Origin of the sequence: Rhizobium johnstonii 3841 (assembly GCF_000009265.1) — a bacterium.
Lineage (GTDB): Bacteria > Pseudomonadota > Alphaproteobacteria > Rhizobiales > Rhizobiaceae > Rhizobium > Rhizobium acaciae.
Window position 1 is genome coordinate 192,560 of record NC_008380.1, and the last position, 24,436, is coordinate 216,995.

The window sequence follows — 24,436 nt, forward strand, 5'->3', positions numbered from 1 at the left end:
TCGCATACGATGCTCCTAAACATGCAAGCGGCGAGCAGAATTTCGAGTGCCTCGAAAAAACAAAAGTCGCCATGGCCTGGAGGTTGGCCATGGCGACTTTAAAGTGGGGACAAAGGCCCGGAGAGGGGGATAAGGCCTTTGTCCAAGCCTGACGCGGCGGGGGACAAGCCGGTAATCAGACCCGCGACGCGATCAAGCGCCGGTGACATGGATTTGTGGCTCAGAATGTGGTTTTTCAAGGGAGGGCGATCGTTACAAATCGGTAACAGTTTGGTGAGCCGGAATCTCTGCCGCACAATTCCTGAGATCGGAATCGATGGAAGGATAAAATTATGCAGCAACGCCAAGTGCTCAGCGTCCTTTGCACGTCCGAAAAGACGCGCGGCGCTGTGTGACGCTCCGAGCGCCATAATCCTTTTCGCGCGCCGAACTTTATGCCGAACTCTATATGGACCTCGTCCCATGCCCGCGCTATCCATGCACGCATGAAAAAAGGCGATCACCTCTTCCTAGTCGATGGTTCCGGATTCATCTTCCGGGCGTTTCATGCACTGCCGCCGCTGACCCGCAAGACCGACGGCCTGCCGATCGGCGCCGTGTCCGGTTTCTGCAACATGCTGTGGAAGCTGCTGAGGGACGCGCGCAATACCGATGTCGGCGTGACGCCGACACATCTTGCCGTCATCTTCGATTATTCCGCCAGGACGTTTCGCAAGGATCTCTACGACGCCTACAAGGCGAACCGTTCCGCACCGCCGGAGGAGCTCATCCCGCAATTCGGCCTCATCCGCGAGGCGACTCGCGCCTTCAATCTGCCCTGCATCGAGACCGAGGGCTTCGAGGCCGACGACATCATCGCCACCTATGCCCGCCAGGCCGAAGCGACCGGCGCCGATGTCACCATCGTCTCCTCCGACAAGGATCTGATGCAGCTCGTCAGCCCCAATGTCCATATGTATGACAGCATGAAGGACAAGCAGATCGGCATTCCCGATGTCGTCGAGAAATGGGGCGTGCCGCCGGAAAAGATGATCGACCTGCAGGCGATGACCGGCGATTCGGTCGACAATGTTCCCGGCATTCCCGGCATCGGCCCGAAGACCGCCGCCCAACTGCTCGAGGAATACGGCGATCTCGATACGCTGCTCGAACGCGCCACCGAGATCAAGCAGGTCAAGCGCCGTGAGACGATCCTCGCCAATATCGATATGGCCAGGCTCTCGCGCGACCTCGTGCGGTTGCGCACCGATGTGCCGCTCGATCTCGATCTCGACGCGTTGGTGCTGGAACCGCAGAACGGTCCGAAGCTGATCGGCTTCCTGAAGACGATGGAATTCACCACGCTGACGCGCCGCGTCGCCGAAGCCTGCGATTGCGATGCCAGCGCCATCGAGCCGGCGATCGTCCGCATCGAATGGGGTGAGAAGGCCCGCGGCCCGGATCTCGATGCGGCCGAGCCCGAGCCCGTTGCCGGCGGCATCCCCGACGTTTCCGGCGAATCCGTGCCGGTGCCGCCGCGTGCAAAGGCAAAGACCGCCGTCGAAGGCGCCTTTTCGCCCGCCGATCTTGCCAAGGCGCGGGCCGAGGCCTTTGCGACGCTGCCCTTCGATCATTCGGCCTATGTCACGATCCGCGATCTGGCGACGCTCGACCGTTGGATCGCCGATGCGCGCGCCACCGGCCTCGTTGCTTTCGATACCGAGACCACCTCGCTGGATGCGATGCAGGCCGAGCTTGTCGGCTTTTCGCTGGCGATCGCCGACAATACGGCCGATCCCACCGGCACGAAGATCCGCGCCGCCTATGTGCCGCTCGTCCATAAGAACGGCGTCGGCGATCTGCTCGGCGGCGGCCTTGCCGAAAACCAGATCCCGATGGGCGATGCCTTGGCGCGGCTGAAGGCATTGCTGGAGGACGAATCTATTCTCAAGGTCGCCCAGAACCTGAAATACGATTACCTGCTGATGAAGCGCTACGGCATCGAGACCAGGAGTTTCGACGACACGATGCTGATCTCCTACGTGCTCGATGCCGGCACCGGCGCGCATGGCATGGACCCGCTCTCGGAAAAATTCCTCGGCCATACGCCGATCCCCTACAAGGACGTGGCCGGCAGCGGCAAGGCGAATGTCACCTTCGATCTGGTCGATATCGACCGCGCCACCCACTATGCCGCCGAAGATGCCGACGTGACGCTGCGCCTCTGGCTGGTGCTGAAGCCGCGGCTGGCGGCGGCGGGATTAACCAGCGTCTATGAACGGCTGGAGCGGCCGCTATTGCCGGTGCTGGCGCGCATGGAAGCGCGCGGCATCACCGTCGACCGGCAGATCCTGTCGCGCCTCTCCGGCGAGCTGGCCCAGAGTGCAGCAAGGCTGGAGGACGAGATTTACGTGCTGGCCGGCGAGCGTTTCAATATCGGTTCGCCGAAGCAGCTGGGCGATATCCTGTTCGGCAAGATGGGCCTTTCCGGCGGCAGCAAGACGAAGACAGGCCAATGGTCCACCTCCGCCCAGGTACTCGAGGATCTGGCCGCCGCCGGTTTCGAATTGCCGCGCAAGATCGTCGACTGGCGCCAGGTCACCAAGCTGAAATCCACCTATACCGACGCGCTTCCGGGTTACGTTCACCCCGAGACAAAGCGGGTCCACACCTCGTACTCGCTGGCATCGACGACCACGGGGCGTCTGTCGTCGTCCGAGCCGAACCTGCAGAACATTCCGGTGCGCACCGCAGAAGGCCGCAAGATCCGCACCGCCTTCATCTCGACGCCTGGCCACAAGCTGATCTCCGCCGACTACAGCCAGATCGAACTGCGCGTGCTTGCCCATGTGGCCGAGATCCCGCAACTGACCAAGGCCTTCGAAGATGGCGTCGACATCCATGCCATGACGGCATCGGAAATGTTCGGCGTGCCGGTGGAAGGCATGCCGGGCGAGGTGCGCCGCCGCGCCAAGGCGATCAATTTCGGCATCATCTACGGCATCTCGGCCTTCGGGCTTGCCAATCAGCTTTCGATCGAGCGTTCGGAAGCCGGCGACTACATCAAGAAGTATTTCGAACGTTTCCCCGGCATCCGCGACTATATGGAAAGCCGAAAGGCCATGGCGCGCGACAAGGGTTACGTCGAAACGATCTTCGGTCGCCGCATCAACTATCCCGAAATCCGCTCTTCCAATCCATCCGTGCGTGCCTTTAACGAGCGTGCGGCCATCAACGCGCCGATCCAGGGCTCGGCTGCCGACGTCATTCGCCGGGCAATGATCAAGATAGAGCCGGCGCTTGTTGAAGTCGGCCTTGCCGATCGCGTCCGCATGCTGCTGCAGGTGCATGACGAACTCATCTTCGAGGTCGAGGACGAGGATGTCGAAAAGGCGATGCCGGTCATCGTCTCGGTCATGGAAAACGCCACCATGCCGGCGCTGGAAATGCGCGTGCCGCTGAGGGTCGATGCACGCGCCGCCACCAATTGGGACGAGGCACACTAAAGCATGTCGCGCAAAACTGTGCAGCGGTTTGCGACAACGACATGTGTGGAAATAAAGCCTAAAGCGCGACGTGCGAATCTAAAAGATTGCGACGCGCTTCAGAGCGCCTCCCCAAAATTGGCAAAGATTTTTCTCACTGCCAGAACTCATTGAAAGTGCAGCGATTTATCCCAAGGGGTCGTATCGGAACGATACGGCAGGAAGGAACTTATTAACCTTCCTTTTCTATCCCGGTAGGGTCGTAATTTGCAAAGCATGAGTGAGTAGCGGACGCATGCGTTTTCCCAGAACCAATTTGACGGATGCCGGAGATTTTTCCAGCGAGATTGAAACGGACCTTCCGGAGGAAAACCCAGGGGAGAAGCCGGCGGCACCCATCTGGCAGAGCAACTTTTCCCTCGCGCCGAATGTCCGTTTCACCCGCACGCCGGAAACGCTGATCAGCAGGCGGCGCGCGCCGAATGAGCCGGTTCGCGATGATTCGCAGATTGGACAGCAGGCGATACGGATAGAGCCGGTCGCCGTCGACGTCCCGTTCGATATCTATCTGCCGGAGCCGGACGAAATTTCCGCAGCACCGCAGAGGATCGAACTGCAGCAGTCACCTTTGCTTGATGAGGCCGCCGCGCCGGCTTTCCGCGCCAGCGCCGAGCTTTCCTCCATTTCGGATTTCGCCTTCTGGGAAGTCATGGCCTTCGAAGAGGCAGAGCCGGTTCGCGCGCCGCCGTTGATATCGTTCCCGAAGACCGAGACCTCGCCCGAATCGATCACGTCGCTGTTCCGGATCATGGAATGGCGCCCCGGCCGGCCGGCCCCCGCTCAAGTCGTCTCCCGCCCGGCCCCACAGCCCGCCGCGGTCTCCGCGAAGGTTGCCGTGCGCCCTGCGGCCGCAATATCCCTGGAAAAGCCCAGGCGCATTGCTGTCGAGGCACCGGTCATGCTCGCACCTCAGGCGGCGCCAACGCCTCAGCTCGCGCCAGCCCCTCACATCGCATCAGCCCCTCAAGCCGCGCCGGCGCCGCAGCGCACGCCGCCCGTCGCCGCGGTCCTGCCGTCGCCGCGCCTGGCCGCGAGGCCCGAAAAGATCGACGCATCCGGCTATGAATTCCCGCCGCGTGCCCTTCTGCAGGAACCGCCGGAACGCCTCGGCGAGATCATGTCGCAGGAGACGCTGGAGCAGAATGCCGGGCTTCTGGAAAGCGTGCTGGAAGATTTCGGCATCAAGGGCGAAATCATCCATGTCCGTCCCGGCCCTGTCGTCACCCTCTATGAATTCGAGCCGGCGCCGGGCGTGAAATCGTCGCGCGTCATCGGCCTTGCCGATGATATCGCCCGCTCGATGTCGGCGCTCTCGGCCCGCGTTGCCGTCGTGCCCGGCCGCAACGTCATCGGCATCGAACTGCCGAATGTCACGCGTGAAACCGTCTATTTCCGCGAGATGATCGAGAGCCAGGATTTCGAGAAGAGCGGCTACAAGCTGGCGCTCGGCCTCGGCAAGACCATCGGCGGCGAGCCTGTCATCGCCGAGCTTGCCAAGATGCCGCATCTGCTCGTCGCCGGCACCACCGGTTCCGGCAAGTCGGTCGCCATCAATACGATGATCCTGTCGCTGCTCTACCGCATGACGCCGGAACAGTGCCGCCTGATCATGGTCGACCCGAAGATGCTCGAACTGTCAGTCTATGACGGCATCCCGCATCTGCTGACGCCCGTCGTCACCGATCCGAAGAAGGCGGTCATGGCGCTGAAATGGGCCGTGCGCGAAATGGAGGAGCGCTATCGCAAGATGTCGCGCCTCGGTGTCCGCAACATCGACGGTTACAACGACCGCGTCGCCCAGGCCCGCGAAAAGGGCGAGACCATCCATGTCATGGTCCAGGTCGGCTTCGACAAGGGCACCGGCACTCCGATCGAGGAAAGCCAGGCGCTGGACCTGACGCCGATGCCCTATATCGTCGTCATCGTCGACGAGATGGCAGACCTGATGATGGTCGCCGGCAAGGACATCGAAGGCGCGATCCAGCGCCTCGCCCAGATGGCGCGAGCCGCCGGCATCCATCTGATCATGGCGACACAGCGTCCGTCTGTCGACGTCATCACCGGCACGATCAAGGCAAACTTCCCGACCCGCATCTCCTTCCAGGTGACCTCGAAGATCGACAGCCGCACCATTCTCGGCGAACAGGGTGCCGAGCAACTGCTCGGTCAGGGAGATATGCTGCATATGCAGGGCGGCGGGCGGATTTCCCGTGTCCACGGACCCTTCGTCTCGGATGTCGAGGTCGAAAAGGTCGTTGCCCATCTGAAGACCCAGGGCCGCCCGGAATATCTCGATACCGTCACCGCCGACGAGGAGGAAGAGACGGAAGAGGAAGAAGCCGGCGCCGTCTTCGACAAGAGCGCCATGGCCTCCGAAGATGGCAACGAGCTTTACGAACAGGCGGTCAAGGTCGTCATGCGCGATAAAAAATGCTCGACCTCCTATATCCAGCGCCGCCTCGGCATCGGCTACAACCGCGCCGCCTCATTGGTGGAACGCATGGAAAAGGAAGGCCTCGTCGGCCCGGCCAACCATGTCGGCAAGCGCGAGATCGTATCGGGACGGGGCGACGGCGAGTAATCGCCGGCGGCCAGGGCGTCTGACGGATTCCTGTTTTACGTTTTCAAGGCAGCCAGCCGAACCGTCTCGCTGACAAAATCGGTCTTTCCGCCGGTATAAAAATCCCAATCGTCGTCTGCCTCCGCAGCCAGCCGGCGTTTCAGATCGGCATAGGCCTTGGCCCTCTCGGGGTGATTCCTGAGATAATCACGAAACAGAATGCGGCCCCGATGCGCGCGATTATCGGGTCCGCAAAGATAGAGCCTGAACCCATAACCGTCATGATCGCGGGTGAAGGCCCATCGTTGCTCTCCGGTATCGCCGTGGAAGACGAAGTCGGCAGCGCGCACGATCTCGATCGCCGCTGGCAGGAAGGCGTCTGATATCATCACGGCAGCAAGGTCGATCTTCGGCTTGGCCGCCAGGCCAGGCACCGACGTGCTGCCGATATGGTCGATGGAAAGCAGGCGGTCACCGAGCAAAGCGGAGACCTCCGCGCTGATCTCGGCAAACAGCCGCGGCCAAGAGGGATCATAGTCGACCACCTTGATGGCGCGCATGCCCTTCCTCTCGATCTGTTCAGGGCGTCTTGGTCAGCAACCCGTTCAGGATCTCGATCATCTTCTGCTCGGCTTCCTCAAGCGAGCCGCTATTGTCGAGCTCCACCACGTCGTATTCGCCGCGCACCGTCAGCGGTCCGCGGGCAAGCCGGGCCATGATATCCTCATGCGTCTCGCGGCCGCGCGTCTCCAGCCGGCCGGCGAGCACCTCGGGGCGGGCGGTGACGTTGATGACTTTCAGCCGCGGGAAGGCGGCCTGGAAGCGGTGAAGCGCCGAGCGCGAGCCGTTGGCGACGACGATGTGGCCTTTCGAAAGCGCTACCGAAATTTCGGCCGGAATGCCGTATTTCAGGCCGTGCGCCTCCCACCAGACGGCGAAGGAGCCTGATTGCTCCATGGCGGCAAAACCTTGGAGGGAGACGGATAGATGATCTTCGCCACCGGCGTCACGGTGACGGGTGATGACGCGGCGGACGAAATGCACATCTTCGCGGCCCTTGAAACGCCGGGCCGCGAGGTTCATCAGCGTGTCCTTGCCAGCGCCGCTCGGTCCGACGACGACGACCATGGTGCCGCGCTCGGCTCCGGCTCCTGCGTGGGGTTCGTGCGACATCATGCGACACGGCGTCCCTGGCGCCAGACGGAGCGTGTCACCGGCACGCCGTGCGAACGGTGGACGCGCACGAGATCGGCACGCAGCCCCGTTGCGATCCGGCCGCGATCGTCGAGGCTGACGGTGCGGGCGGGCGTCGACGTCACCATGGCGATCGCCTTCGGCAGGCTGATGCTCTCGACTTCGTCGGCGAGGATGAAGGGCGCATGCAGCAGGCTGAGCGGCACGTAGTCGGAGGAAAGCACGTCGAGCACCCCCATCTCGGCAAGGTCGCGGGCGGCGATGTTGCCGGAATGGGACTTGCCGCGCACGATGTTCGGCGCACCCATCAGCACGCTCATGCCGTGCTCGTGTGATGCCCGGGCGGCATCGAAACTGGTCGGGAACTCGGCCAGGCGCACACCGTTGTCGATCGCCTCATCGACATGGGAGAGCGTCGCATCGTCATGGCTTGCCACGGTGATGCCGCGCTCGGCGCAGACCTTGGCGATGGCGTTGCGGTGCGGCGTCGAATTGCGCGCCGATTCTGCCTGGCGCTTGGCGACGAAACGGGCGAAGGCCTCGTCGCTCAGGCCCCGCTTTTTCTGGTAGTAGAAAATATATTGATCCATCGTCTGGAATTGCCGCTGGCCGGGCGCGTGATCCATCAGCGAGACGAGCCGCACATGCCGGTCGCTTTCGAAATCGGCGAAATGTTCGAGCACATTGTCGGCCGAGACCTCGCAGCGCAGGTGGATGAGGTGCTCGGCGCGCAGCCTGCCTTCCGTCTCCGCCGACTGGATGGCATCGGCCATCTCGCGCATCTCGCCATGTTCGAAGCCGCCGTCTTCGTCCGCCCCCATGCGCAGGCAGTCGAACACCGTGGTGATGCCTGATGTGACGATCTGGGCGTCATGCGCCTGGACAGCGGCAGTCTTGTTCCAGCGAATGCCGGGGCGCGGCTGATAATGGCCTTCGAGATGGTCGGTGTGCAGTTCGACAAGGCCGGGAATCATATAGTCGCCTTCGAAATCTTCGCCGGCTACCGAGTTGCCCTCGGAGATATCGGCGATCTTCCCGTCGCGGATGAGGATAGAGCCCGAGAGGATGTCGTCCTCAAGAACGATGCGGGCGTTGGAAAACACGGTCTCTTTGCTCATGGCGTCAGGTCTTTCAGCTTTTGGCGCCGGCAAGCGGCAGCCAGGAATGAACTTTGAACGGCGCGCCGCGCGTCTCCTCGATGAAGACGGCAAGGCCGGAAATCGAAAGCGGCCGGCCAGTGAAATTGGCAAACCGCTCGGTCAGGATCGCTTTCATCACCTCGGCGCGTGTCTCGGGCACCTGGCCGCTCAGCGTCATGTGAAAGCCGAAATCCTCCATGACGTAAGGATAACCCCAGCGCTTCAGATGGGCACGCTGGCTGTCGCTGAGCTTCTCCGGGTTGCGCCGCGCCATATCGGTCTCAGAAAGCGCCGCGCGGAACGGTTCGAAGGACCTTACCACCTTCGCGGCGAAATCCTGAAGAGGTTGATGAAGAGAACCGGGAACGAGGGCAAAAAAACGGCCGAGCTGGCCAAGCACGAGTTCAGGAATCTCGAAGGCTTGCGTGCGCCGGGCAAAATCCTCGGCAACGGTCATGAGATCCTTCTCGGTGACGGAGGAGGCGAGCGAAAACGGCGCCTTGATCGTGGCGTGAAAACCGTAGCGGCGGGGGTCGGCGGTCAGCTCGAACTGCTCTGCAGCACCCAGCTGCTCATGTTCCGGTGCCGGATAGGTCTCGCCGGTGAAAGCATTGCGGCCGAGCCAGAGCGAGGCGGCGCCGGTCAGGGGATCATCCTTCGGCGGCGAGAAATAGAGAGCGTAGCGCAAGGCTTTTATCCTGGAGATCGTCCAAACGGGGGGAGCGCACTGTGCAGTGATTTGGCGGCGAACCGCAAGCAGGCTCCCGGCTAAAAGATTTCCGTGACAGAATGATGATGGGGTCAGTTCGTCAGTGGCCCTTTTTTCCCATCACGCGCGAACGCAGCGCATTCGAGAGGTTGTCGAAGGCGAAGACCACGAGGAGGATCAGCAGGACCATATAGGCGACTTTGTCCCAGTCCGAATTGGTCTTCATGGATTCGAGCAGCTTGAGGCCAATGCCGCCCGCACCGACGGCGCCGATTGCGGTCGCCGAGCGGGTATTCGATTCCCAGAAATAGAGCGATTGCGAGATGAACACCGGCAGGACCTGGGGGATGACGCCATAACGTTGGACGGCCACCGGTGCCGCACCGACCGATCTCACGCCCTCACGCTGCTTGTCGTCGATGTTCTCAAGCGCTTCGGCATAGACCTTTCCGAGCGCGCCGGTATCGGTGAAGAAGATCGCCGCGATGCCCGGAAGCGGCCCTGGGCCGAAGGCACGGGTGAAGAACAACGCCCAGATCAGCATGTCGATCGAGCGCAGAAAATCGAAGAGCCGCTTCGTGCCCCAGTTCGCAGCGCGGCTGCGCATGATGTTGCGCGCGGCGATGAAGGCAAGCGGGAAAGCGACCAGCGTGCCGAAGAGCGTACCGACAAAGGCCATGACCAGCGTCTGCATCAACTTCGACAGGATGTCGCCATGCTGCCAGCTTGCATTGTTCAGGAAGTTGTCCAGCGCCAGCGAGGCATTGGACTGGTTCGGATCGAGCCGTTCGCCGGAGAACATCAGGCCGACGACCTCAGGCAGGCTGCGGCCCCAGAAGGGCGAATGCGTATCGAAGAAGAAGTTTGCCCAGCCGAGAAAGCGGCGCTGGATATAGACTTGGTTGGTACGGATTTCCGCCTGTCCCGCGAAGCCGTAATAGACGTTCACCTTGTTGTCGTCCTGCTGCATCCGGGCAGGTGCATCGGACGGCAGGGAGGCACGATCGTGGGTGATGGTCACGGGATAGAGCTTGCCGTCGATATAGACGTCGACGCGGCTCGGCGTCACTTCCATTCGGTCGCCGTCGCTGCCGAAGGTGACGGTGTATCGGCTGCCGTCGGCATTGGGCTTCAGCCAGTTGATATCGGCGCCCTCGGGATACTGGCGGCGGCTCGTCCATTGGGGGACGACCTGATCGTTCTGGAAACGCAGGCGTGGCTGGGCGCGCCAGGAATACCAGTCCTGGACATAGATCGCCGCGCGGTCCCAGTTGCCGTTCACGAAGGTGGGGATGACGTTGAAGAAGGCGAAGCAGAAGGCAAGGTAAACGAAGACGGCAGCTGAAATGAGGAGCAGACCCCAGCGCTGCATGAAGCTGCGATGGAAGACGTCCGGATAGGCGGAAAGCAGTCGTTCGCGCTCGGCGGCGTTGATGGTCGGAACAGAGGACATCAGGCTGCTCCCTGGCCGAATTCGAAGGACTGCTTGCCGATTAGCCTGCGGCGCAGCCAGGCGGAGAACTGGTCGACGCAAATGACGGTGATCAGCAGCAGGATGATGATCGCATAGGTCTTGGCAGCATGGTCGCGCCCGATCGACAGGCTGAAGACCTCGCCTATGCCGCCACCGCCGACGGCGCCGATAATCGTCGAGGCGCGCACGTTGATCTCAGTCCGCAGCAGCGTGTACGAGACGAAGTTCGGCAACACCTGCGGCAGGATCGCGAAGCGCACGCGCTCCAGCCAGCCGGCACCGGCGGCGCGCAGGCCTTCATCCGGCTTCATGTCGGCATTCTCGACGACTTCGAAGAACAGCTTCCCAAGCGCGCCGACAGTATGGACCCATACCGCGATGATCGCCGAAATCGGACCGATCGACAGGATCGCGGCGAGAAGACCGGCGACTACGATCTCCGGGAAGGCGCGCATGATTTCCATGATGCGCCGCACGACCCAGCGCGTCACGCCTGCACCGACCAGATTGGTGGAAGCGAAAAAGCAGAGCAAGAACGCGCCGCTCGCACCGAGAATGGTGGAGACGATGGCGATGTTGAGCGTGATCGCGAGCTGGTAGAAGAAATTCGGGATGTAGAAACTATCGGTGATCCACACGCGGTCGCTTGTATAGTCGTATTTGATCGAACCGTCGGAGAAGGGCGACGGCAGGTCGAACATGGCGCGGAAGATCTCCAGCGGACTGTCCGGCACGAAGCTCTTCATGAAGTCGAAGAAATAGGGAAGGCGCTCGAAGAACTTGCCCGAATTGGCGCTGTTGGCGAAGTCGAGCGAGGCGCCGAGGATGATCAGGAAGACCACGATTGAAACGACGGTATAGATCCGCCGCGTTCGAACCTGGCTCTGATAATGATCGAGGATGGTGCGGGAGCCCTCCTGCAATCCGCTCAGAGAGTCCGCGCCGGCTGAGTGCGCCATATGTGGCTTCCTTCTTGGAAAACGGCGGCATCATCATGATGCCGCCGCAAGCTTGTTCAGACTGAGGATCAGCCGCCGATAACGGCCTTACGGGCGTCGATGATCGTCTGGTAGAAGCTCTGGTCGACCGGCACCCAGTCAACGTAGCCGCCGCCCGTGAACGATTCGAAGCAGCTCTTGTCTGTCTTCGGCAGTTCGGCGAAGTAGGTGGTAACCTTCTTCTGGAGGTCGGCCGGCAGCTTCTGGGAAACCATCAGCGGACCGTTCGGGATGAGCGGCGACTTCCAGACTTCGACGATATCGTCCATGTCGAGCAGGCCCTTGGTGACCATCTGGTGCAGGTTGCCGGAGGAGTAGCCCTGCGCCCAGTCGCCCTGACCGGAACCGAAGGTGGTACCAACGTCGAACTTTTTGTCGAGAACGCCGAGAACGAGGTTCTCGTGGCCGCCGCCGAAGCCGGTTTCAGAGAAGTACTGCTTGACTGGAGCGCCGGTGTCCTTCGGAAGGGCAACGTTAGGAACAAGATAGCCGGAGGTAGAGTCCGGATCGGCGAAGCCGAGCTTCTTGCCCTTGGCGTCGGCGAGCGTCTTGATGCCGGAATCCTTGCGGGCAACCATGATCGAGTAGTATCCGGTCGAACCGTCGGCCTGCTTGGTGGTCAGAACCGGAGTGACGGCGTTCGGATCCTTGATATAGATCGCGGCGTAAGAGGCGGCGCCCATGACGGCGAGGTCGATCGTGCCGCCAAGGAGGCCCTGGATGACGCCGTTGTAGTTCGGCGATGGGAACAGCTGAACTTCGGAAACGCCGGTGGCAGCGATCAGGCCCGGCTTGACGCACTCGGTGCGGCGAACCTGGTCGGCTTCGTTTTCACCGCCATCGAGACCGATGCGGAGGACCTTGACGTCCTGGGCAGCAGCATTGCCGGCGAGGGCGGCGACGGCGATGGTTGCCATCAGGATCTTGCGGAATGCAGACATGGAAGTCTCCAATGAAAGAACGCAAGGGGCAGAACACCACCATTTGGCGGCTTTTCCTTGGGTTCGGTTAAGTTTTGACCGGCATTCGCACCGATCGGCAAAGTCTCTCTTTCCGCCGGACAGATCGCTTTGCTGTCCTTCGGTTCTTGAACCAGTCTCCAATGCGTGACCTGATGCCTGGGGCTTCGGTCACAGAGTGGCGTTCGGCTCCCGGTTTCCCATTCTCCTTGAGAAGCGCAACCCAGTTCTACCGGGCTCGCTAGACTGCCATCAGGACAACCGGGATATCGTCGACGCGCCTTCCATGGTGCTTTCGCCGCGCGGCTCGTAGGCGCGCTGGTCACGCAGGATCTGGAAGGTGATCGTCAAAAGCTTGCGCGCAATCGCCACCCGCGCCTTGTTTATTCCTTTGATCTTCAGATGCTCGTATTGGGCGCGCAGCTGTGGATCGCTGGCGATGGCAGGAGCGACGGCTTCGACGAAGGCCCAGCGCAGCCACTTGTTGCCCTGCTTGATGATCTTGCCGTGGAAGGTCTTGCCGCCGGAGGAATGGGTCGACGGCACAAGCCCGGCATAGGCGGCAAGCTTCTTCGAGTGGCGGAACCGCGATATGTCGTCGATCTCCGCATCGATCAGCCGGGCGAAGAACTCGCCGATGCCGGGGATCGTCTTCAACAGCTTGACGTTGGCATTGGCCTTGGTCATCGCCCGGATCGTTGCTTCCGACTGTTTGATCCGCATGTCGATGTCGCCGATGAAGGCGAGACCACGGTCAATCTGGATGCGGTCGATCTCAGAGACGTTCACTTGAGCCAGCTGGACGCGGCCGGCCTTGCCAAACAGGTCGCCAAGCTTCTTCAATTGCGCCGTCTGCTCCGGATAGCGGTCGAACACCGTGACGATGCGGTTCTTGGTCATCGTGCGCAGCCGCACGTAAAACATCCGCTCGCGCAGCGCGACGCGAAGGTCCCGCGATCTCTCGCTTGGCGCCCAGGCTTCGGGTACCAGATCGGCTCTGAGCAGATGTGCCAGCACCGTCGCGTCGATCTTGTCGGTCTTGATCTTGGCGTCGGCGATCGCCTTAACCTTCAGCGGATGAGCGAGAACGACATCATCACAAATGTCGTCGAGCCAGTCGTACATCACCATCCAGTTGCGCGTCGCTTCGACAACCGCATGCGAGTTCTCCCGATAGCGTTCGAGAAACCCGCCGAGCGACTGTCGGTCGTTCTTCACCCGGCCGGATCTCAGCGTCTTGCCGCTGCTGTCCTGAACCACCAGGTGGCTGTAGGATTTGTGGTAGTCGACCCCGATATGGTATTCATAAGAGGCAGTCATGCTTCCAACTCCCTTATTGAGATCTTCGAAACCCCAATAGGATAAGCCGAAAGGCTGGAAGTGTGACTGTCCCTCGATCATCATCTGCATCTCAGTGATCCGTTCTCTCAACGGGCGCGGCCTCTTTCATGCCACCTCCTTTTGTGACATGGTTTGTTTGTCAGTAATTTTTCCGACCGTTGTCCCGTCGGCCGGAAACGGGTCAGTGCACGGCGGCTGCTTTGGCCACCCTGCCGGATGAGACATCCTCGGCGCGACGCTTGGATTCGAGGCTGGTTGATGTCATCGTTTCGTCGATGCCGGCGCCGTCCTTGTCCGTCCCGTAGATTTCCTTCACCGCTTCGGCGGTCAGCTCCGAGGGCTTGCCGTCGAAGACGACGCGGCCGCCGGCCATGCCGACGATGCGCTCACAATAGTTGCGGGCGGTATCGAGCGTATGAAGGTTGGTGATGACGGTGATGCCCTCGCGCTCGTTGATATCGCGCAGCGCATCCATGACGATCTTGGCGTTCAGCGGATCGAGAGAGGCGATCGGCTCGTCGGCGAGAACCATTTTCGGGTTCTGCATCAGCGCCCGGGCGATCGCCACGCGCTGCTGCTGGCCGCCGGAAAGCGTGCCGGCTGCCTGCAGCGCCGTCTGCTCGATGCCGAGGCGTTCGAGTGCCGCGATGGCATGCACGCGTTCCTCGCGGGTGAAGATGTTGAGCAGGCTCATAAGCGTCGAGCGATGATTGAGGCGGCCGAGCATGACATTGGTGAGAACGTCGAGGCGCGGCACCAGGTTGAACTGCTGGAAGATCATCGCGCAGTCGCGCTGCCAGTTGCGCAACGCCTGGCCGCGAAGTCCGGAGACCTCGACGCCGGCGAAATGAACGGAGCCGGAGCTCGGCTCCTGAAGGCGGTTGATCATGCGCAGCAGCGTCGACTTGCCGGCGCCGGAGCGGCCAATGATGCCAACCATCTGGCCTTGGGCAATGGCAAGCGTGACGGAATCGACAGCGAGCTTTTTTCCGAAACGACGTGTGACATTCTTCAGCTCGAACATCATGCTCTTCCCTTGCGATCCAGGCCTTGGTCAGCATCGCATTAGTCCCGCTTGATGAACCTCGCATGTCATATTTGTGTAAGTCCTGTCACAATTCTTCGCCCCTATATCGGGGGTTTTAACCGCCGTAGCGGGACAGGAAATCTTCCGCGTCCAGGTTGCGAAAATCCTCGAGCGCCTGGCGCAGCCGGTCATGCTCCCAGTCCCACCAGGAAAGCCTGTCCATCCGTTCGCCGACCTCTCTTGGAAAGCGCTCGCGGATGAGCTTGGCCGGCACCCCGCCGACGATCGTATAGGGCGCGACATCCTTCGACACGACGGCGCCGGCTCCGATCACCGCGCCGTTGCCGACGCTGACGCCCGGCAGGATGGTCGCTCCGTGGCCGATCCAGACATCGTTGCCTATCGTCACCCGGTTTGCGCGCCGCCAGGCGAAGAAGTCCGTTTCCATGTCGCCATCCGGCCAGTAGTCGGCGGCGCGATAGGTGAAATGATGCAGTGTCGCGCGCCAGGTCGGATGGTTGGTGGCGTTGATGCGCACGGCGGCGGCGATATTGACGAACTTGCCGATCGTCGCACACCAGACGGAGCCATCCTGCATGATGTAGGAATAGTCGCCGAAGCTGGCCTCGCTGATGCGGCAGCGTTCCGAGACCTCCGTATAGCGCCCGAAGGTGGAATCGCTGACGGATGCCGTTTCATGAAAGTAGGGCTCGATACCCAGCTTGCGGCTCATGCAGCGATCTTCCTGGGTGAGAACTGCTGGACGTCGAGGATGCGGTCGGCGACGGCTTCGCGCACTTCCTCGTCGTGGAAGATGCCGAGAAGGGCCACACCCGCCTTCTTCTTTTCCGCGATCATGCCGACGACGACGGCACGGTTCCTGGCATCGAGCGAGGCTGTGGGTTCGTCGAGAAGCAGGATTGTGTGCTCGGTGATGAAGCCGCGCGCGATGTTGACGCGTTGCTGCTCGCCGCCGGAGAAGGTGGCGGGCGGAAGCTGCCAGAGCGTTTCCGGCAGGTTGAGCCTGGCAAGCAGGGCGCCCGCCTTTTCCCGGGCCGTGACGGCGTCCTCGCCGCGTGCCACCAGCGGTTCGGCAACCACGTCGATCGCCGCGACGCGCGGCACGGTGCGCAGGAACTGGCTGACATAACCGAGTGTATTGCGGCGGACGTTGAGCACGGTGCGCGGATCGATGGAGGCGAGATCGACGATGCGTCCGTCGTGGCGGATGAGGATCTGGCCGGTGTCGACGGCATAATTGCCGTAGATCATCTTGAGCAGCGAGCTCTTGCCGATGCCCGATGGGCCACCGAGCACGACGCATTCGCCCGATGCGACCGAGAAGGCGACATCGGAGACGACAGGCAACTTGATGCCGTCGCGCAGATGCATGGTGAAGCTCTTGGAGACTTCGGAAACGACGAGGGGCGTTGCCATGATTTCTTTTTCCTTGGTTTTGGGCCTCAGACTTGCAGGATCGAGGAGACGAGCAGCTGCGTATAGGGTTCGCGCGGGTCGTCGAGCACGCGGTCGGTGAGCCCGTGTTCGATGACGTAGCCGTCCTTCATCACCATCATCCGGTGTGAGAGCAGGCGGGCGACGGCGAGATCGTGGGTGACGATGATGGCCGAGAGACCGAGATCGTTGACGAGGCCGCGCACGAGATCGAGCAGGCGCGCCTGCACCGAGACGTCGAGGCCGCCGGTCGGCTCGTCCATGAAGACGAGGCGCGGGCCGGTGACGAGGTTGCGGGCGATCTGCAATCGCTGGCGCATGCCGCCGGAAAAGGCGCGCGGCTGGTCGTCGATGCGGTCGGCGTCGATCTCGACGCGTTCGAGCCAGTCGATCGCCGAAGCGCGGATCTTGCCATAGTGCCGGTCGCCGGTCGCCATCAGCCGTTCGCCGACATTGGCGCCGGCAGAGACGGTCATGCGCAGGCCGTCGGCTGGGTTCTGGTGCACGAAGCCCCAGTCGGTGCGCATCAGGAAGCGCCGCTCGGCCTCGTTCATGCGGTAAAGATCGCGGTAGCTGCCATCGCGCATGTGATATTCGACGCTGCCGGTGCTCGGCAGCAGCCGGGTGGAGAGGCAGTTGAGCAGCGTCGTCTTGCCGGAACCGGATTCACCGACGATGGCGAGCACTTCGCCGGGCCAGAGCTCGAAGGAGACGTCGCGGCAGCCGATGCGGTTGCCGTAGAATTTCGAAACGTCATGGACTTTGAGAAGTGGAGTATCGCTCATTCTGCAGCCTCCCGGGCCAGCATCTCGCCGGCATGTCCGTGCGCGCGGCGGTCTTCGCAATGATCGGTGTCGGAGCAGACGAACATGCGCCCGCCCTTGTCGTCGAGAACCACTTCGTCGAGATAGACGTCCTCGGCGCCGCAAAGGGCGCAGGGTTTATCGAAGCGCTGGATATCGAAGGGGTAATCCTCGAAATCCAGGCTGACGACGTCGGTATAGGGCGGAACCGCATAAATGCGCTTCTCGCGCCCGGCGCCGAAGAGCTGCAGCGCGTCCGACATATGCATCTTCGGATTGTCGAATTTCGGCGTCGGCGACGGGTCCATGACATAGCGGCCGTGGACCTTTACCGGATAGGCGTAGGTCCGCGAGATGCGGCCGTTATGGGCGATATCCTCGTAGAGCTTCACATGCATGAGGCCGTATTCTTCGAGCGCATGCATCTTGCGGGTCTCGGTCTCGCGCGGTTCGAGGAAGCGCAGCGGCTCGGGGATCGGCACCTGGTAGACTAGCACCTGGCCAACCCCGAGCTTTTCCTCGGGAATGCGGTGGCGCGTCTGGATGATCGTCGCATCCTTGGTATGCGTCGTCACCGCGACATTGGCGACCTTCTGGAAGAAGGCGCGGATGGAAACGGCGTTGGTCGTATCGTCGGCGCCCTGGTCGATGACCTTCAGCACGTCGTCCGGTCCGATGATCGAGGCCGTTACCTGCACGCCGCCGGTGCCCCAGCCATAGGGCATCGGCATTTCGCGCGAGGCGAACGGCACCTGGTAGCCGGGAATGGCGATTGCCTTCAGGATGGCCCGGCGGATCATCCGCTTGGTCTGTTCGTCGAGATAAGCGAAGTTGTAGCTGGCCAGATCGGTCATTCGGCGGCTTCCTTCATGTCTTCGCCACCGTTGCGGGCGGCTTCGAATTCGCGGCGCATGCGGCGGACGAGATCGAGTTCGGCCTGGAAGTCCACATAATGTGGAAGCTTCAGGTGCTCGACGAAGCCCGTCGCCTGGACGTTGTCGGAGTGCGAGATGACGAATTCCTCGTCCTGTGCCGGCGCGGTGATATCCTCGCCGAGCTCTTCGGCGCGAAGAGCCCGGTCGACCAGCGACATCGCCATCGCCTTGCGCTCGCTCTGGCCGAAGACCAGGCCGTAGCCGCGGGTAAATTGCGGCGGCGCCTTGGCCGAACCCTTGAACTGGTTGACCATCTGGCATTCGGTGATCTGGATGGTGCCGAGCGAGACGGCGAAACCGAGTTCTGGCACATCGAATTCCACCTCGACGTCGCCGATGCGGATTTCACCGGTGAAGGGGTGGTTGCGGCCATAGCCGCGCTGGGTAGAATAACCGAGCGCCAGCAGGAAGCCCTCGTCGCCGCGGGCAAGCGCCTGCAGGCGGAGATCCCGGGTCATCGGGAATTCCATCGGCTCGCGGGTCAGGTCGCCGATCTCGTGATCTTCCGGCATGTCGCCGTCGGCCTCGATCAGGCCTTCTTCGCCGAGGATTTCGGAGACGCGCATGACGCGGCCGGTCTCGGCTGCGCGCTGAGCGGGCGTCTCGACCGCCTCGTCCGAAAGCAGGGAGGGATCGAGCAGGCGGTGTGTATAGTCGAAGGTGGGGCCAAGAAGCTGGCCGCCCGGCAGATCCTTGTAGGTCGCCGAAATGCGGCGTTCGATCGTCATATCAGCCGTGTCGAGCGGCCTGGAATAGCCGAAACGCGGCAGGGTCGTGCGGTAGGCGCGCAGCAGGAAGATCGCCTCGATCATGTCGCCCCGCGATTGGCGGATGGCGAGTGCAGCGAGCGTGCGGTCGAAAAGCGAAGCCTCGGCCATGACGCGGTCGACGGCGAGCGCCAGCTGCGCCACAATCTGATCGATGCCGATCGCCGGCAGCGAACGGTCGCCGCGACGGCGGTCGGCCAGCAGGCGGTGGGCATTGGCGATGGCGGTCTCGCCACCCTTGACGGCAACATACATGAGCTCAGATCTCCGTTGCTGTGATCTTGGTGGTGCGCGGCAGGCAGAGGAAACGCTTGCCCGCCGTCAGCACGATGTCGACGCCGCGCGGAAAGAGCGCGCGGTTCTCGGTCCAAAGCCGCAGGAAGGTCTCCGGCAGGCCGATAGGCGCGATCTCCGCCACGCTCTGGATGCCGGGACCCATCAGCGCCAGCCTGCGGCCGCCTTCGAGTTCGGCGAGTTCGATGATGAGTGTCGTCGAGCGGTCGGGATATTCCTGCGTACCTGATGCAAAGAGGCCGAAGGAGGAAAGTGCGGTGCCGGCCTCGGTGAAGGCAAAGCGCGCTTCGGCCTTTTCGGTGGTCAACGGCGCGCCGGTATGGAAGCCGAGCCACTCCGGCACGGCGGATCTCGCCAGTCCCTGGGAAAGCCAGACGGGCGTGTCGTGGTCGCAAAGCGTCAGCGCGATCGTGCCGGCGGCGATGCCGAGCGGGGCCGGCGGAGCGACGTCGGGCTGAACGGTCTGGATTGTGCCGGGGCGGGCCATGCCGTCCATCAGCATCTTGAAGACGCTTTGGGCATGGAAGACCGGCTCGACGAAGCCGCCGGTCAGAGCTTCTGTCTTCAGGCCCATTAGTTGTCTCCCCGCACCATGGTGAAGAAATCGACGCGGGTTGCCGCCGTCTCGTCCGCCTTGCGGCGTTCGGCGTCGGCGATCCGCTCAGTGACCGGTAAAAGCAGGGCCTGTTCGACGAAATCCTTCGTCGCCTCCTCCTGCCAGAGCGCGTCGAAGATCGCCGCAAGCCTGGCCTTCTCGCGGTCGGTGCCGAGCGCCTGCGCATGGCCGACCGAGCCGGAGTCAAGCCGGACCGTCGCCCGCGTCACGGTCACTTCGCCGAGATTGAAGGGAGCGCCGCCGCCGCCGATGCGCCCACGCACCATCACCAGCCCGGTCTCCGGTCCGCGCACTTGGTGGGCAACAGGCTTTTCCGGCAGCGCATCGAAGGCCGCCAAGAGTTCGCTGCGCTCCGCACGCGCCAGCAGATCGGCGGCGCGTTTGCGCCCGGATGCCGTCTGTGACGCAGCGTCTGTCCTGTCCGCTGATATCATCGCCGCTTCCCTTAAAATGTCTATTGATATAGACAACCATACAAGATATGTTTAGCTCTAAATCGATGTCGTGACAAGCGTGTGACATCGTGAGTTAAATGGGCGGGCAGGGGCGGAATGTCGGGATTGAAGCAGGTGCAAAGGCAGACCGGCGTGGCGCTCTGGCGCCAGATCGCCGATCGGATTCGCGAGGCGATCAGCAACGGCGCCTATGACGAAACGGGAATGGTGCCGCCGGAAACGATGTTGGCGCTGCAATTCGGCGTCAACCGGCATACGGTGCGCAGCGCGCTGGCGGCATTGGCGCAGGAGGGGATCGTCCGTGCGGTACAAGGTCGCGGCACGCTGATCGAGCGCAAGGAGCGGCTGAATTTCCCGATCACACGGCGCACGCGCTTCACCGCCGGCATCGGCGATCAGGCGCGTGAAATGCGCGGCCTTCTGCTCGAGGAGGCGAAGGAAGAAGCGAGTGCCGAGATCGCCCGCTGGCTGGGTCTGAAGCCGGGAGAAGAGGTGATCCGCCTGGAAACGTTGCGCCAGGCAGACAAACGGCCGGTTTCAAGGGCGACGAGTTGGTTTCCCGCCAAGCGCTTTGCCGGTATCGGTGAGGCCTACCGGACGGAAGAATCGATCACCAAGGCTTTCGCCGAACTCGGCCTGCCGGATTATGTCCGGGCGACGACCGAGGTAACGGCCGCCCATGCGAGTGCAGCCGATATGGCCGACCTCGAACTCACCCCCGGTGCGATCCTTCTGATCGCCAAGGCGATGAATACCGACCTTGAGGGTGTGCCGGTGCAATATTCGATCAGCCGCTTCGCGGCCGACCGGGTGCAGTTCACCATCGAGAACTGAGCGCCTTTCCCCGCCGAAGCGGGGAAAGATCAGCTGAGATCAATGCGCGCCCGACATGTCGCCGAGCACTTCCTTGGAAGCGACGGTGGAATCCGCCTTCAGCTTATAGACCATCGGCACGCCGGTCGCGAGATTGAGGGCAAGCACGCCTTCGCGGCTGAGCTTGTCGAGCACCATCACCAGAGAACGCAGCGAATTGCCGTGCGCGGCAACCAGCACCTTCTCGCCCCTGAGCACGCGCGGCAGGATTTCTGTGAGGTAGTAGGGCCAGACGCGGGCGCCGGTGTCACGCAGGCTTTCACCGCCGGGAGGCGGCACGTCATAGGAGCGGCGCCAGATATGCACCTGTTCCTCGCCCCATTTGGCGCGTGCATCGTCCTTGTTGAGGCCGGAGAGATCGCCGTAGTCGCGCTCGTTCAGCGCCTGGTCGCGGATCGTCAGGAGATCGGGCTGGCCGACCTTGTCGAGGATGAGCTTCAGCGTGTGCTGCGCACGCACCAGCACCGAGGTGTAGGCGACATCGAATTTGATCCCGTATTCGGCGAGCGCCGCACCGCCTGTATTGGCTTCCTGGATGCCGAGTTCCGTCAGATCGGGATCCTTCCAGCCGGTGAAGAGATTCTTCAGGTTCCAGTCACTCTGGCCGTGGCGAACGAGGACGAGGGTACCGCTCATGAATATGCCTCCGTAGTATCGTTATGAAGAAGAAAGCCCGAGCACGTCGAGCATGGAATAGAGACCCGGCTTTTTGTCGCGTGCCCAAAGGGCCGCCTTGATGGCGCCACGCGCGAAGATCGAGCGGTCGGCCGCGCTGTGCGATAGGGTGACGATTTCACCCTCGCCGGCAAAAAGCACGGAATGCTCGCCGATAACGGAGCCGCCGCGCAGCGTCGCAAAGCCGATCGTGCCCGCTTCGCGGGCGCCGGTATGGCCGTCGCGCACCCGGACCGATTGCGAGGCCAGATCGATGCCGCGCCCCTTTGCCGCGGCCTCGCCGATGAGAAGAGCGGTGCCGGAAGGCGCATCCACCTTGTGCTTGTGGTGCATTTCCAGGATCTCGATATCCCAGTCATCAGGATCCAGCGCACGCGCTGCCTGCTCTGCGAGCACGCTGAGCAGATTGACCCCGAGGCTCATATTGCCCGACTTGACGATGCGGGCATGGCGGGCCGCCGCGGCGATCTTGGTATTGTCATCAGCCGAACAGCCCGTCGTGCCGACGACATGGACGATGCGGGCCTGCGCGGCAAGGCCCGAGAATTCCACCGTTGCGGCAGGCGAGGTAAAGTCGAGCACGCCTTCAGCATCGAGAAATGCGTTGAGCGGATCGTCGCCGATGATGACGCCGGTCGGGCCGAGACCGGCGATCTCGCCGGCATCCTTGCCGACGAAGGGCGAGCCGGCGCGCTCGACCGCGGCATGCAGCCTGACGCCCTCGATTGAATGGATGAGCCGGATCAGCGTCTGCCCCATGCGTCCGGCTGCGCCAACCACCACCAGTTTCATCGCAGCATCGCTCATGTCAGTCTCACCAGGTCAGTTTGAATCGGAGGCCGAAGGCCTCTGCAGGTTGTTGAGGCGAGCGTAAAGACCGTCGCTGACCTTCGCAAGCGTCTCGTGATTGCCTTCCTCGACGACGCGGCCCTGCTGCATGACGACGATCTTGTCGGCGCGCACCACGGTCGAAAGCCGGTGGGCGATGACGACGACGGTGCGTCCGCTCATCGCTTCGTCGAGCGCTTTCTGCACGGCCGCCTCGGATTCGGTGTCGAGGGCCGAGGTCGCCTCGTCGAGAAGCAGGATCGGCGCATTGCGCACCAAGGCGCGCGCGATGGATAGCCGCTGGCGCTGGCCGCCCGAAAGCGTCACGCCGTTCTCACCGACCGGTGTCTCGTAACCCTGCGGCTGTGCCGAGATGAAGTCATGCGCATAGGCAAGCCGCGCCGCCTCTTCGACCTCGGCATCGGTCGCTTCCGGCCGGCCATAGCGGATATTGTCGCGGATCGTGCCCTCGAACAGATAGGGCTGCTGCGAGACATAGGCGAGCTGCTGGCGCAGCGACTTCTTGGTGATGTGGGCGATATCCTGCCCGTCGATCAGGATTTCGCCTTCGCGCGGATCGTAGAAGCGCGGAATGAGGCTGATGACGGTGGATTTGCCGGCGCCCGAGGGGCCGACCAGCGCTGTGGTCCCGCCGCCCTCGGCGATGAAACTGACGCCGCTGAGTACGCTCTCCTTACCGTAGGCGAAGGAAACATTGCGGAATTCGATCCTTGCCTGCGTCACCGTCAGCGGCCGGGCATCCGGCAGGTCGCGCTGGCGCGGTTCCATGTCGAGCAATTCATAGATCATCCGCGCATTGACGACGGCGCGCTCCATCTGCACCTGCAGGCGGGCAAGCCGGCGGGCCGGGTCATAGGCAAGCAGCAGCGCCGTGACGAAGGAGAAGAAGGCGCCCGGCGGCACATTGAAGTAAATCGAGCGGTAGGCGGCATAGGCAAGCACGCTGGCGACGGCAAAGCCCGCGAAACTTTCCGTCAGCGGAGAGGTGCGTTCGGACAGCCGGGCAATCCGGTTCGCCCGGCTTTCGGCGCCCTTGATGAGTTTGTTGACCTTGCGCTCCAGCTCTTCTTCCATCGTGAAGGCTTTCACGATGGCGATGCCCTGGATCGTCTCCTGCATGGCGCCGAGAACGTGGCTGTTCAGATGCACGGCCTCGCGGGTCGCCGAGCGCAGCCGCTTGGAAACATACCGCAGCGCATAGAGCAGCGGCGGCGCCATGATGAACACGGCAAGGCTGAGCAGCGGATCCTGGATGATCATCACGGCGAGCAGCGAAACGAAGGTCAGCAGGTCGCGCACCGTCGAGGTGATCGTCAGGTTGAGCACGTCGCGGATGCCGCTGACATTCTGGCTTACCTGCGCGGCGATATGGGCCGAGCGCGCCTCGCTGAAGAAGCCGACCGAAAGCGTCATCAGATGCGCATAGAGCCGGCGCTGGTAACGGGCGACGATATCGTTGCCGACTCTGGACAGCGCCACCGCCTGGCCATAGCTCGCAAAACCGCGCAGCACGAAGGCGATGAAGATCGAAAGACAGATGATCCAGACGACGTCGGCGCGCCGGTTGGCGAAGGCCTCGTCGATGATCGCCCGCATGATCCAGGCGGTGAACGCCGTCGAAAGCGCCACCACGATGAGGCAGGCGATCGCAAAGACATAGCCCCACAGATGGTCGCGGCCGTTTTCAGCGATGATGCGTTTCAGGATGCCGGTTACGGTATCGCTGCTGACGCTCTGCGTTCTGCTTTCCGCCGCTTCCAAATAGGGTTTCCTGTCTCGGACCAAGCGC

22 protein-coding genes are annotated in these 24,436 nt (G+C 62.4%); 3 read left to right on the plus strand and 19 right to left on the minus strand.

The annotated features are described in order from the left end of the window. The first annotated feature begins 485 nt into the window (after positions 1-485). Both polA and RL_RS00855 read left to right on the plus strand, forming a co-directional pair. A complete protein-coding gene (gene polA / locus RL_RS00850; RefSeq protein ID WP_032993322.1) occupies positions 486-3,485 on the plus strand; it encodes a DNA polymerase I in 3,000 nt (999 codons plus the stop codon). 274 nt (positions 3,486-3,759) lie between these two features. Continuing rightward, positions 3,760-6,105: a DNA translocase FtsK gene (locus RL_RS00855; protein WP_011649977.1), complete on the plus strand. Its 2,346-nt coding sequence runs from the start codon at positions 3,760-3,762 to the stop codon at positions 6,103-6,105. Positions 6,106-6,140: 35 nt separating this feature from the next. Here RL_RS00855 and RL_RS00860 read toward each other — a convergent pair whose 3' ends face one another. From RL_RS00860 to phnG, 16 genes are all read right to left on the minus strand, one after another. After that, complete coding sequence (locus RL_RS00860; protein ID WP_011649978.1) at positions 6,141-6,644, minus strand: GrpB family protein; 504 nt, start codon at positions 6,642-6,644, stop codon at positions 6,141-6,143. Positions 6,645-6,663: 19 nt separating this feature from the next. Further along, positions 6,664-7,260 (minus strand): phosphonate metabolism protein/1,5-bisphosphokinase (PRPP-forming) PhnN, encoded by a 597-nt coding sequence (gene phnN, locus RL_RS00865; protein ID WP_011649979.1) that lies wholly within the window; start codon positions 7,258-7,260, stop codon positions 6,664-6,666. Beyond that, positions 7,257-8,396, minus strand: a complete 1,140-nt coding sequence (locus tag RL_RS00870) for an alpha-D-ribose 1-methylphosphonate 5-triphosphate diphosphatase (protein WP_041936124.1) — start codon at positions 8,394-8,396, stop codon at positions 7,257-7,259. Before RL_RS00870 ends, phnN begins: the two co-directional genes overlap by 4 nt. A gap of 13 nt (positions 8,397-8,409) precedes the next feature. Continuing rightward, positions 8,410-9,105, minus strand: coding sequence for a DUF1045 domain-containing protein (locus tag RL_RS00875; protein ID WP_011649981.1), 696 nt, complete (start codon positions 9,103-9,105; stop codon positions 8,410-8,412). A gap of 121 nt (positions 9,106-9,226) precedes the next feature. Further along, positions 9,227-10,579 carry a phosphonate ABC transporter, permease protein PhnE gene (gene phnE, locus RL_RS00880; protein ID WP_011649982.1) on the minus strand — a complete coding sequence of 451 codons (1,353 nt, stop codon included), beginning with the start codon at positions 10,577-10,579 and terminating at the stop codon, positions 9,227-9,229. Continuing rightward, the gene (gene phnE, locus RL_RS00885; RefSeq protein ID WP_011649983.1) at positions 10,579-11,559 is read right to left on the minus strand and encodes a phosphonate ABC transporter, permease protein PhnE; all 981 of its coding nucleotides are present in this window, start codon (positions 11,557-11,559) and stop codon (positions 10,579-10,581) included. The genes phnE (RL_RS00880) and phnE (RL_RS00885) overlap by 1 nt, the downstream gene beginning before the upstream one ends. 68 nt (positions 11,560-11,627) lie before the next feature. After that, the gene (gene phnD, locus RL_RS00890; RefSeq protein WP_041936125.1) at positions 11,628-12,539 is read right to left on the minus strand and encodes a phosphonate ABC transporter substrate-binding protein; all 912 of its coding nucleotides are present in this window, start codon (positions 12,537-12,539) and stop codon (positions 11,628-11,630) included. A gap of 270 nt (positions 12,540-12,809) precedes the next feature. Beyond that, a complete protein-coding gene (locus tag RL_RS00895; protein ID WP_011649142.1) occupies positions 12,810-13,877 on the minus strand; it encodes an IS110 family transposase in 1,068 nt (355 codons plus the stop codon). Between the two features lie 202 nt (positions 13,878-14,079). Then, positions 14,080-14,922, minus strand: a complete 843-nt coding sequence (phnC, locus tag RL_RS00900) for a phosphonate ABC transporter ATP-binding protein (protein WP_086935536.1) — start codon at positions 14,920-14,922, stop codon at positions 14,080-14,082. A gap of 118 nt (positions 14,923-15,040) precedes the next feature. Next, positions 15,041-15,658 (minus strand): DapH/DapD/GlmU-related protein, encoded by a 618-nt coding sequence (locus RL_RS00905; protein WP_011649986.1) that lies wholly within the window; start codon positions 15,656-15,658, stop codon positions 15,041-15,043. Then, entirely contained in the window at positions 15,655-16,362 is a 708-nt protein-coding gene (phnL, locus tag RL_RS00910; protein ID WP_011649987.1) for a phosphonate C-P lyase system protein PhnL, read from the minus strand. Before phnL ends, RL_RS00905 begins: the two co-directional genes overlap by 4 nt. A gap of 26 nt (positions 16,363-16,388) precedes the next feature. After that, entirely contained in the window at positions 16,389-17,165 is a 777-nt protein-coding gene (gene phnK / locus RL_RS00915; RefSeq protein WP_011649988.1) for a phosphonate C-P lyase system protein PhnK, read from the minus strand. Then, a complete protein-coding gene (locus RL_RS00920; RefSeq protein ID WP_003544415.1) occupies positions 17,162-18,037 on the minus strand; it encodes an alpha-D-ribose 1-methylphosphonate 5-phosphate C-P-lyase PhnJ in 876 nt (291 codons plus the stop codon). The genes phnK and RL_RS00920 overlap by 4 nt, the downstream gene beginning before the upstream one ends. Then, positions 18,034-19,140 carry a carbon-phosphorus lyase complex subunit PhnI gene (locus RL_RS00925; protein WP_003544416.1) on the minus strand — a complete coding sequence of 369 codons (1,107 nt, stop codon included), beginning with the start codon at positions 19,138-19,140 and terminating at the stop codon, positions 18,034-18,036. The genes RL_RS00920 and RL_RS00925 overlap by 4 nt, the downstream gene beginning before the upstream one ends. Before the next feature lie 4 nt (positions 19,141-19,144). Beyond that, on the minus strand, positions 19,145-19,753 hold the full coding sequence (gene phnH, locus RL_RS00930; RefSeq protein ID WP_011649989.1) for a phosphonate C-P lyase system protein PhnH: 609 nt from the start codon (positions 19,751-19,753) through the stop codon (positions 19,145-19,147). Next, a complete protein-coding gene (gene phnG, locus RL_RS00935) occupies positions 19,753-20,229 on the minus strand; it encodes a phosphonate C-P lyase system protein PhnG (RefSeq protein WP_011649990.1) in 477 nt (158 codons plus the stop codon). Before phnG ends, phnH begins: the two co-directional genes overlap by 1 nt. A gap of 117 nt (positions 20,230-20,346) precedes the next feature. Between phnG and phnF the strand changes: the two genes are divergently transcribed. Further along, positions 20,347-21,084, plus strand: a complete 738-nt coding sequence (gene phnF, locus RL_RS00940) for a phosphonate metabolism transcriptional regulator PhnF (RefSeq protein WP_011649991.1) — start codon at positions 20,347-20,349, stop codon at positions 21,082-21,084. Between the two features lie 39 nt (positions 21,085-21,123). Here phnF and RL_RS00945 read toward each other — a convergent pair whose 3' ends face one another. Genes RL_RS00945 through RL_RS00955 form a run of 3 tightly spaced genes read right to left on the minus strand, consistent with a single transcriptional unit; the run spans position 21,124 to position 24,408 of the window. Further along, positions 21,124-21,759, minus strand: a complete 636-nt coding sequence (locus RL_RS00945) for a 2,3-bisphosphoglycerate-dependent phosphoglycerate mutase (RefSeq protein WP_011649992.1) — start codon at positions 21,757-21,759, stop codon at positions 21,124-21,126. A gap of 21 nt (positions 21,760-21,780) precedes the next feature. Continuing rightward, a complete protein-coding gene (gene dapB / locus RL_RS00950; RefSeq protein WP_011649993.1) occupies positions 21,781-22,605 on the minus strand; it encodes a 4-hydroxy-tetrahydrodipicolinate reductase in 825 nt (274 codons plus the stop codon). A 15-nt stretch (positions 22,606-22,620) separates the two neighbouring features. Beyond that, positions 22,621-24,408 (minus strand): ABC transporter ATP-binding protein, encoded by a 1,788-nt coding sequence (locus RL_RS00955; RefSeq protein WP_011649994.1) that lies wholly within the window; start codon positions 24,406-24,408, stop codon positions 22,621-22,623. Between the last annotated feature and the right edge of the window lie 28 nt (positions 24,409-24,436).

Coding starts and splice junctions, on each gene's coding strand:
- phnN (WP_011649979.1), bottom strand. CDS start 7,260: ATGATGTCGCACGAACCCCACGCAGGAGCCGGAGCCGAGCGCGGCACC.
- RL_RS00860 (WP_011649978.1), bottom strand. CDS start 6,644: ATGCGCGCCATCAAGGTGGTCGACTATGATCCCTCTTGGCCGCGGCTG.
- phnD (WP_041936125.1), bottom strand. CDS start 12,539: ATGTCTGCATTCCGCAAGATCCTGATGGCAACCATCGCCGTCGCCGCC.
- phnE (WP_011649983.1), bottom strand. CDS start 11,559: ATGGCGCACTCAGCCGGCGCGGACTCTCTGAGCGGATTGCAGGAGGGC.
- RL_RS00855 (WP_011649977.1), top strand. CDS start 3,760: ATGCGTTTTCCCAGAACCAATTTGACGGATGCCGGAGATTTTTCCAGC.
- phnG (WP_011649990.1), bottom strand. CDS start 20,229: ATGATATCAGCGGACAGGACAGACGCTGCGTCACAGACGGCATCCGGG.
- phnF (WP_011649991.1), top strand. CDS start 20,347: ATGTCGGGATTGAAGCAGGTGCAAAGGCAGACCGGCGTGGCGCTCTGG.
- phnC (WP_086935536.1), bottom strand. CDS start 14,922: ATGTTCGAGCTGAAGAATGTCACACGTCGTTTCGGAAAAAAGCTCGCT.
- phnE (WP_011649982.1), bottom strand. CDS start 10,579: ATGTCCTCTGTTCCGACCATCAACGCCGCCGAGCGCGAACGACTGCTT.
- polA (WP_032993322.1), top strand. CDS start 486: ATGAAAAAAGGCGATCACCTCTTCCTAGTCGATGGTTCCGGATTCATC.
- RL_RS00945 (WP_011649992.1), bottom strand. CDS start 21,759: ATGAGCGGTACCCTCGTCCTCGTTCGCCACGGCCAGAGTGACTGGAAC.
- phnK (WP_011649988.1), bottom strand. CDS start 17,165: ATGAGCGATACTCCACTTCTCAAAGTCCATGACGTTTCGAAATTCTAC.
- RL_RS00925 (WP_003544416.1), bottom strand. CDS start 19,140: ATGTATGTTGCCGTCAAGGGTGGCGAGACCGCCATCGCCAATGCCCAC.
- phnL (WP_011649987.1), bottom strand. CDS start 16,362: ATGGCAACGCCCCTCGTCGTTTCCGAAGTCTCCAAGAGCTTCACCATG.
- RL_RS00905 (WP_011649986.1), bottom strand. CDS start 15,658: ATGAGCCGCAAGCTGGGTATCGAGCCCTACTTTCATGAAACGGCATCC.
- phnH (WP_011649989.1), bottom strand. CDS start 19,753: ATGGGCCTGAAGACAGAAGCTCTGACCGGCGGCTTCGTCGAGCCGGTC.
- dapB (WP_011649993.1), bottom strand. CDS start 22,605: ATGAGCGATGCTGCGATGAAACTGGTGGTGGTTGGCGCAGCCGGACGC.
- RL_RS00920 (WP_003544415.1), bottom strand. CDS start 18,037: ATGACCGATCTGGCCAGCTACAACTTCGCTTATCTCGACGAACAGACC.
- RL_RS00895 (WP_011649142.1), bottom strand. CDS start 13,877: ATGACTGCCTCTTATGAATACCATATCGGGGTCGACTACCACAAATCC.
- RL_RS00870 (WP_041936124.1), bottom strand. CDS start 8,396: ATGAGCAAAGAGACCGTGTTTTCCAACGCCCGCATCGTTCTTGAGGAC.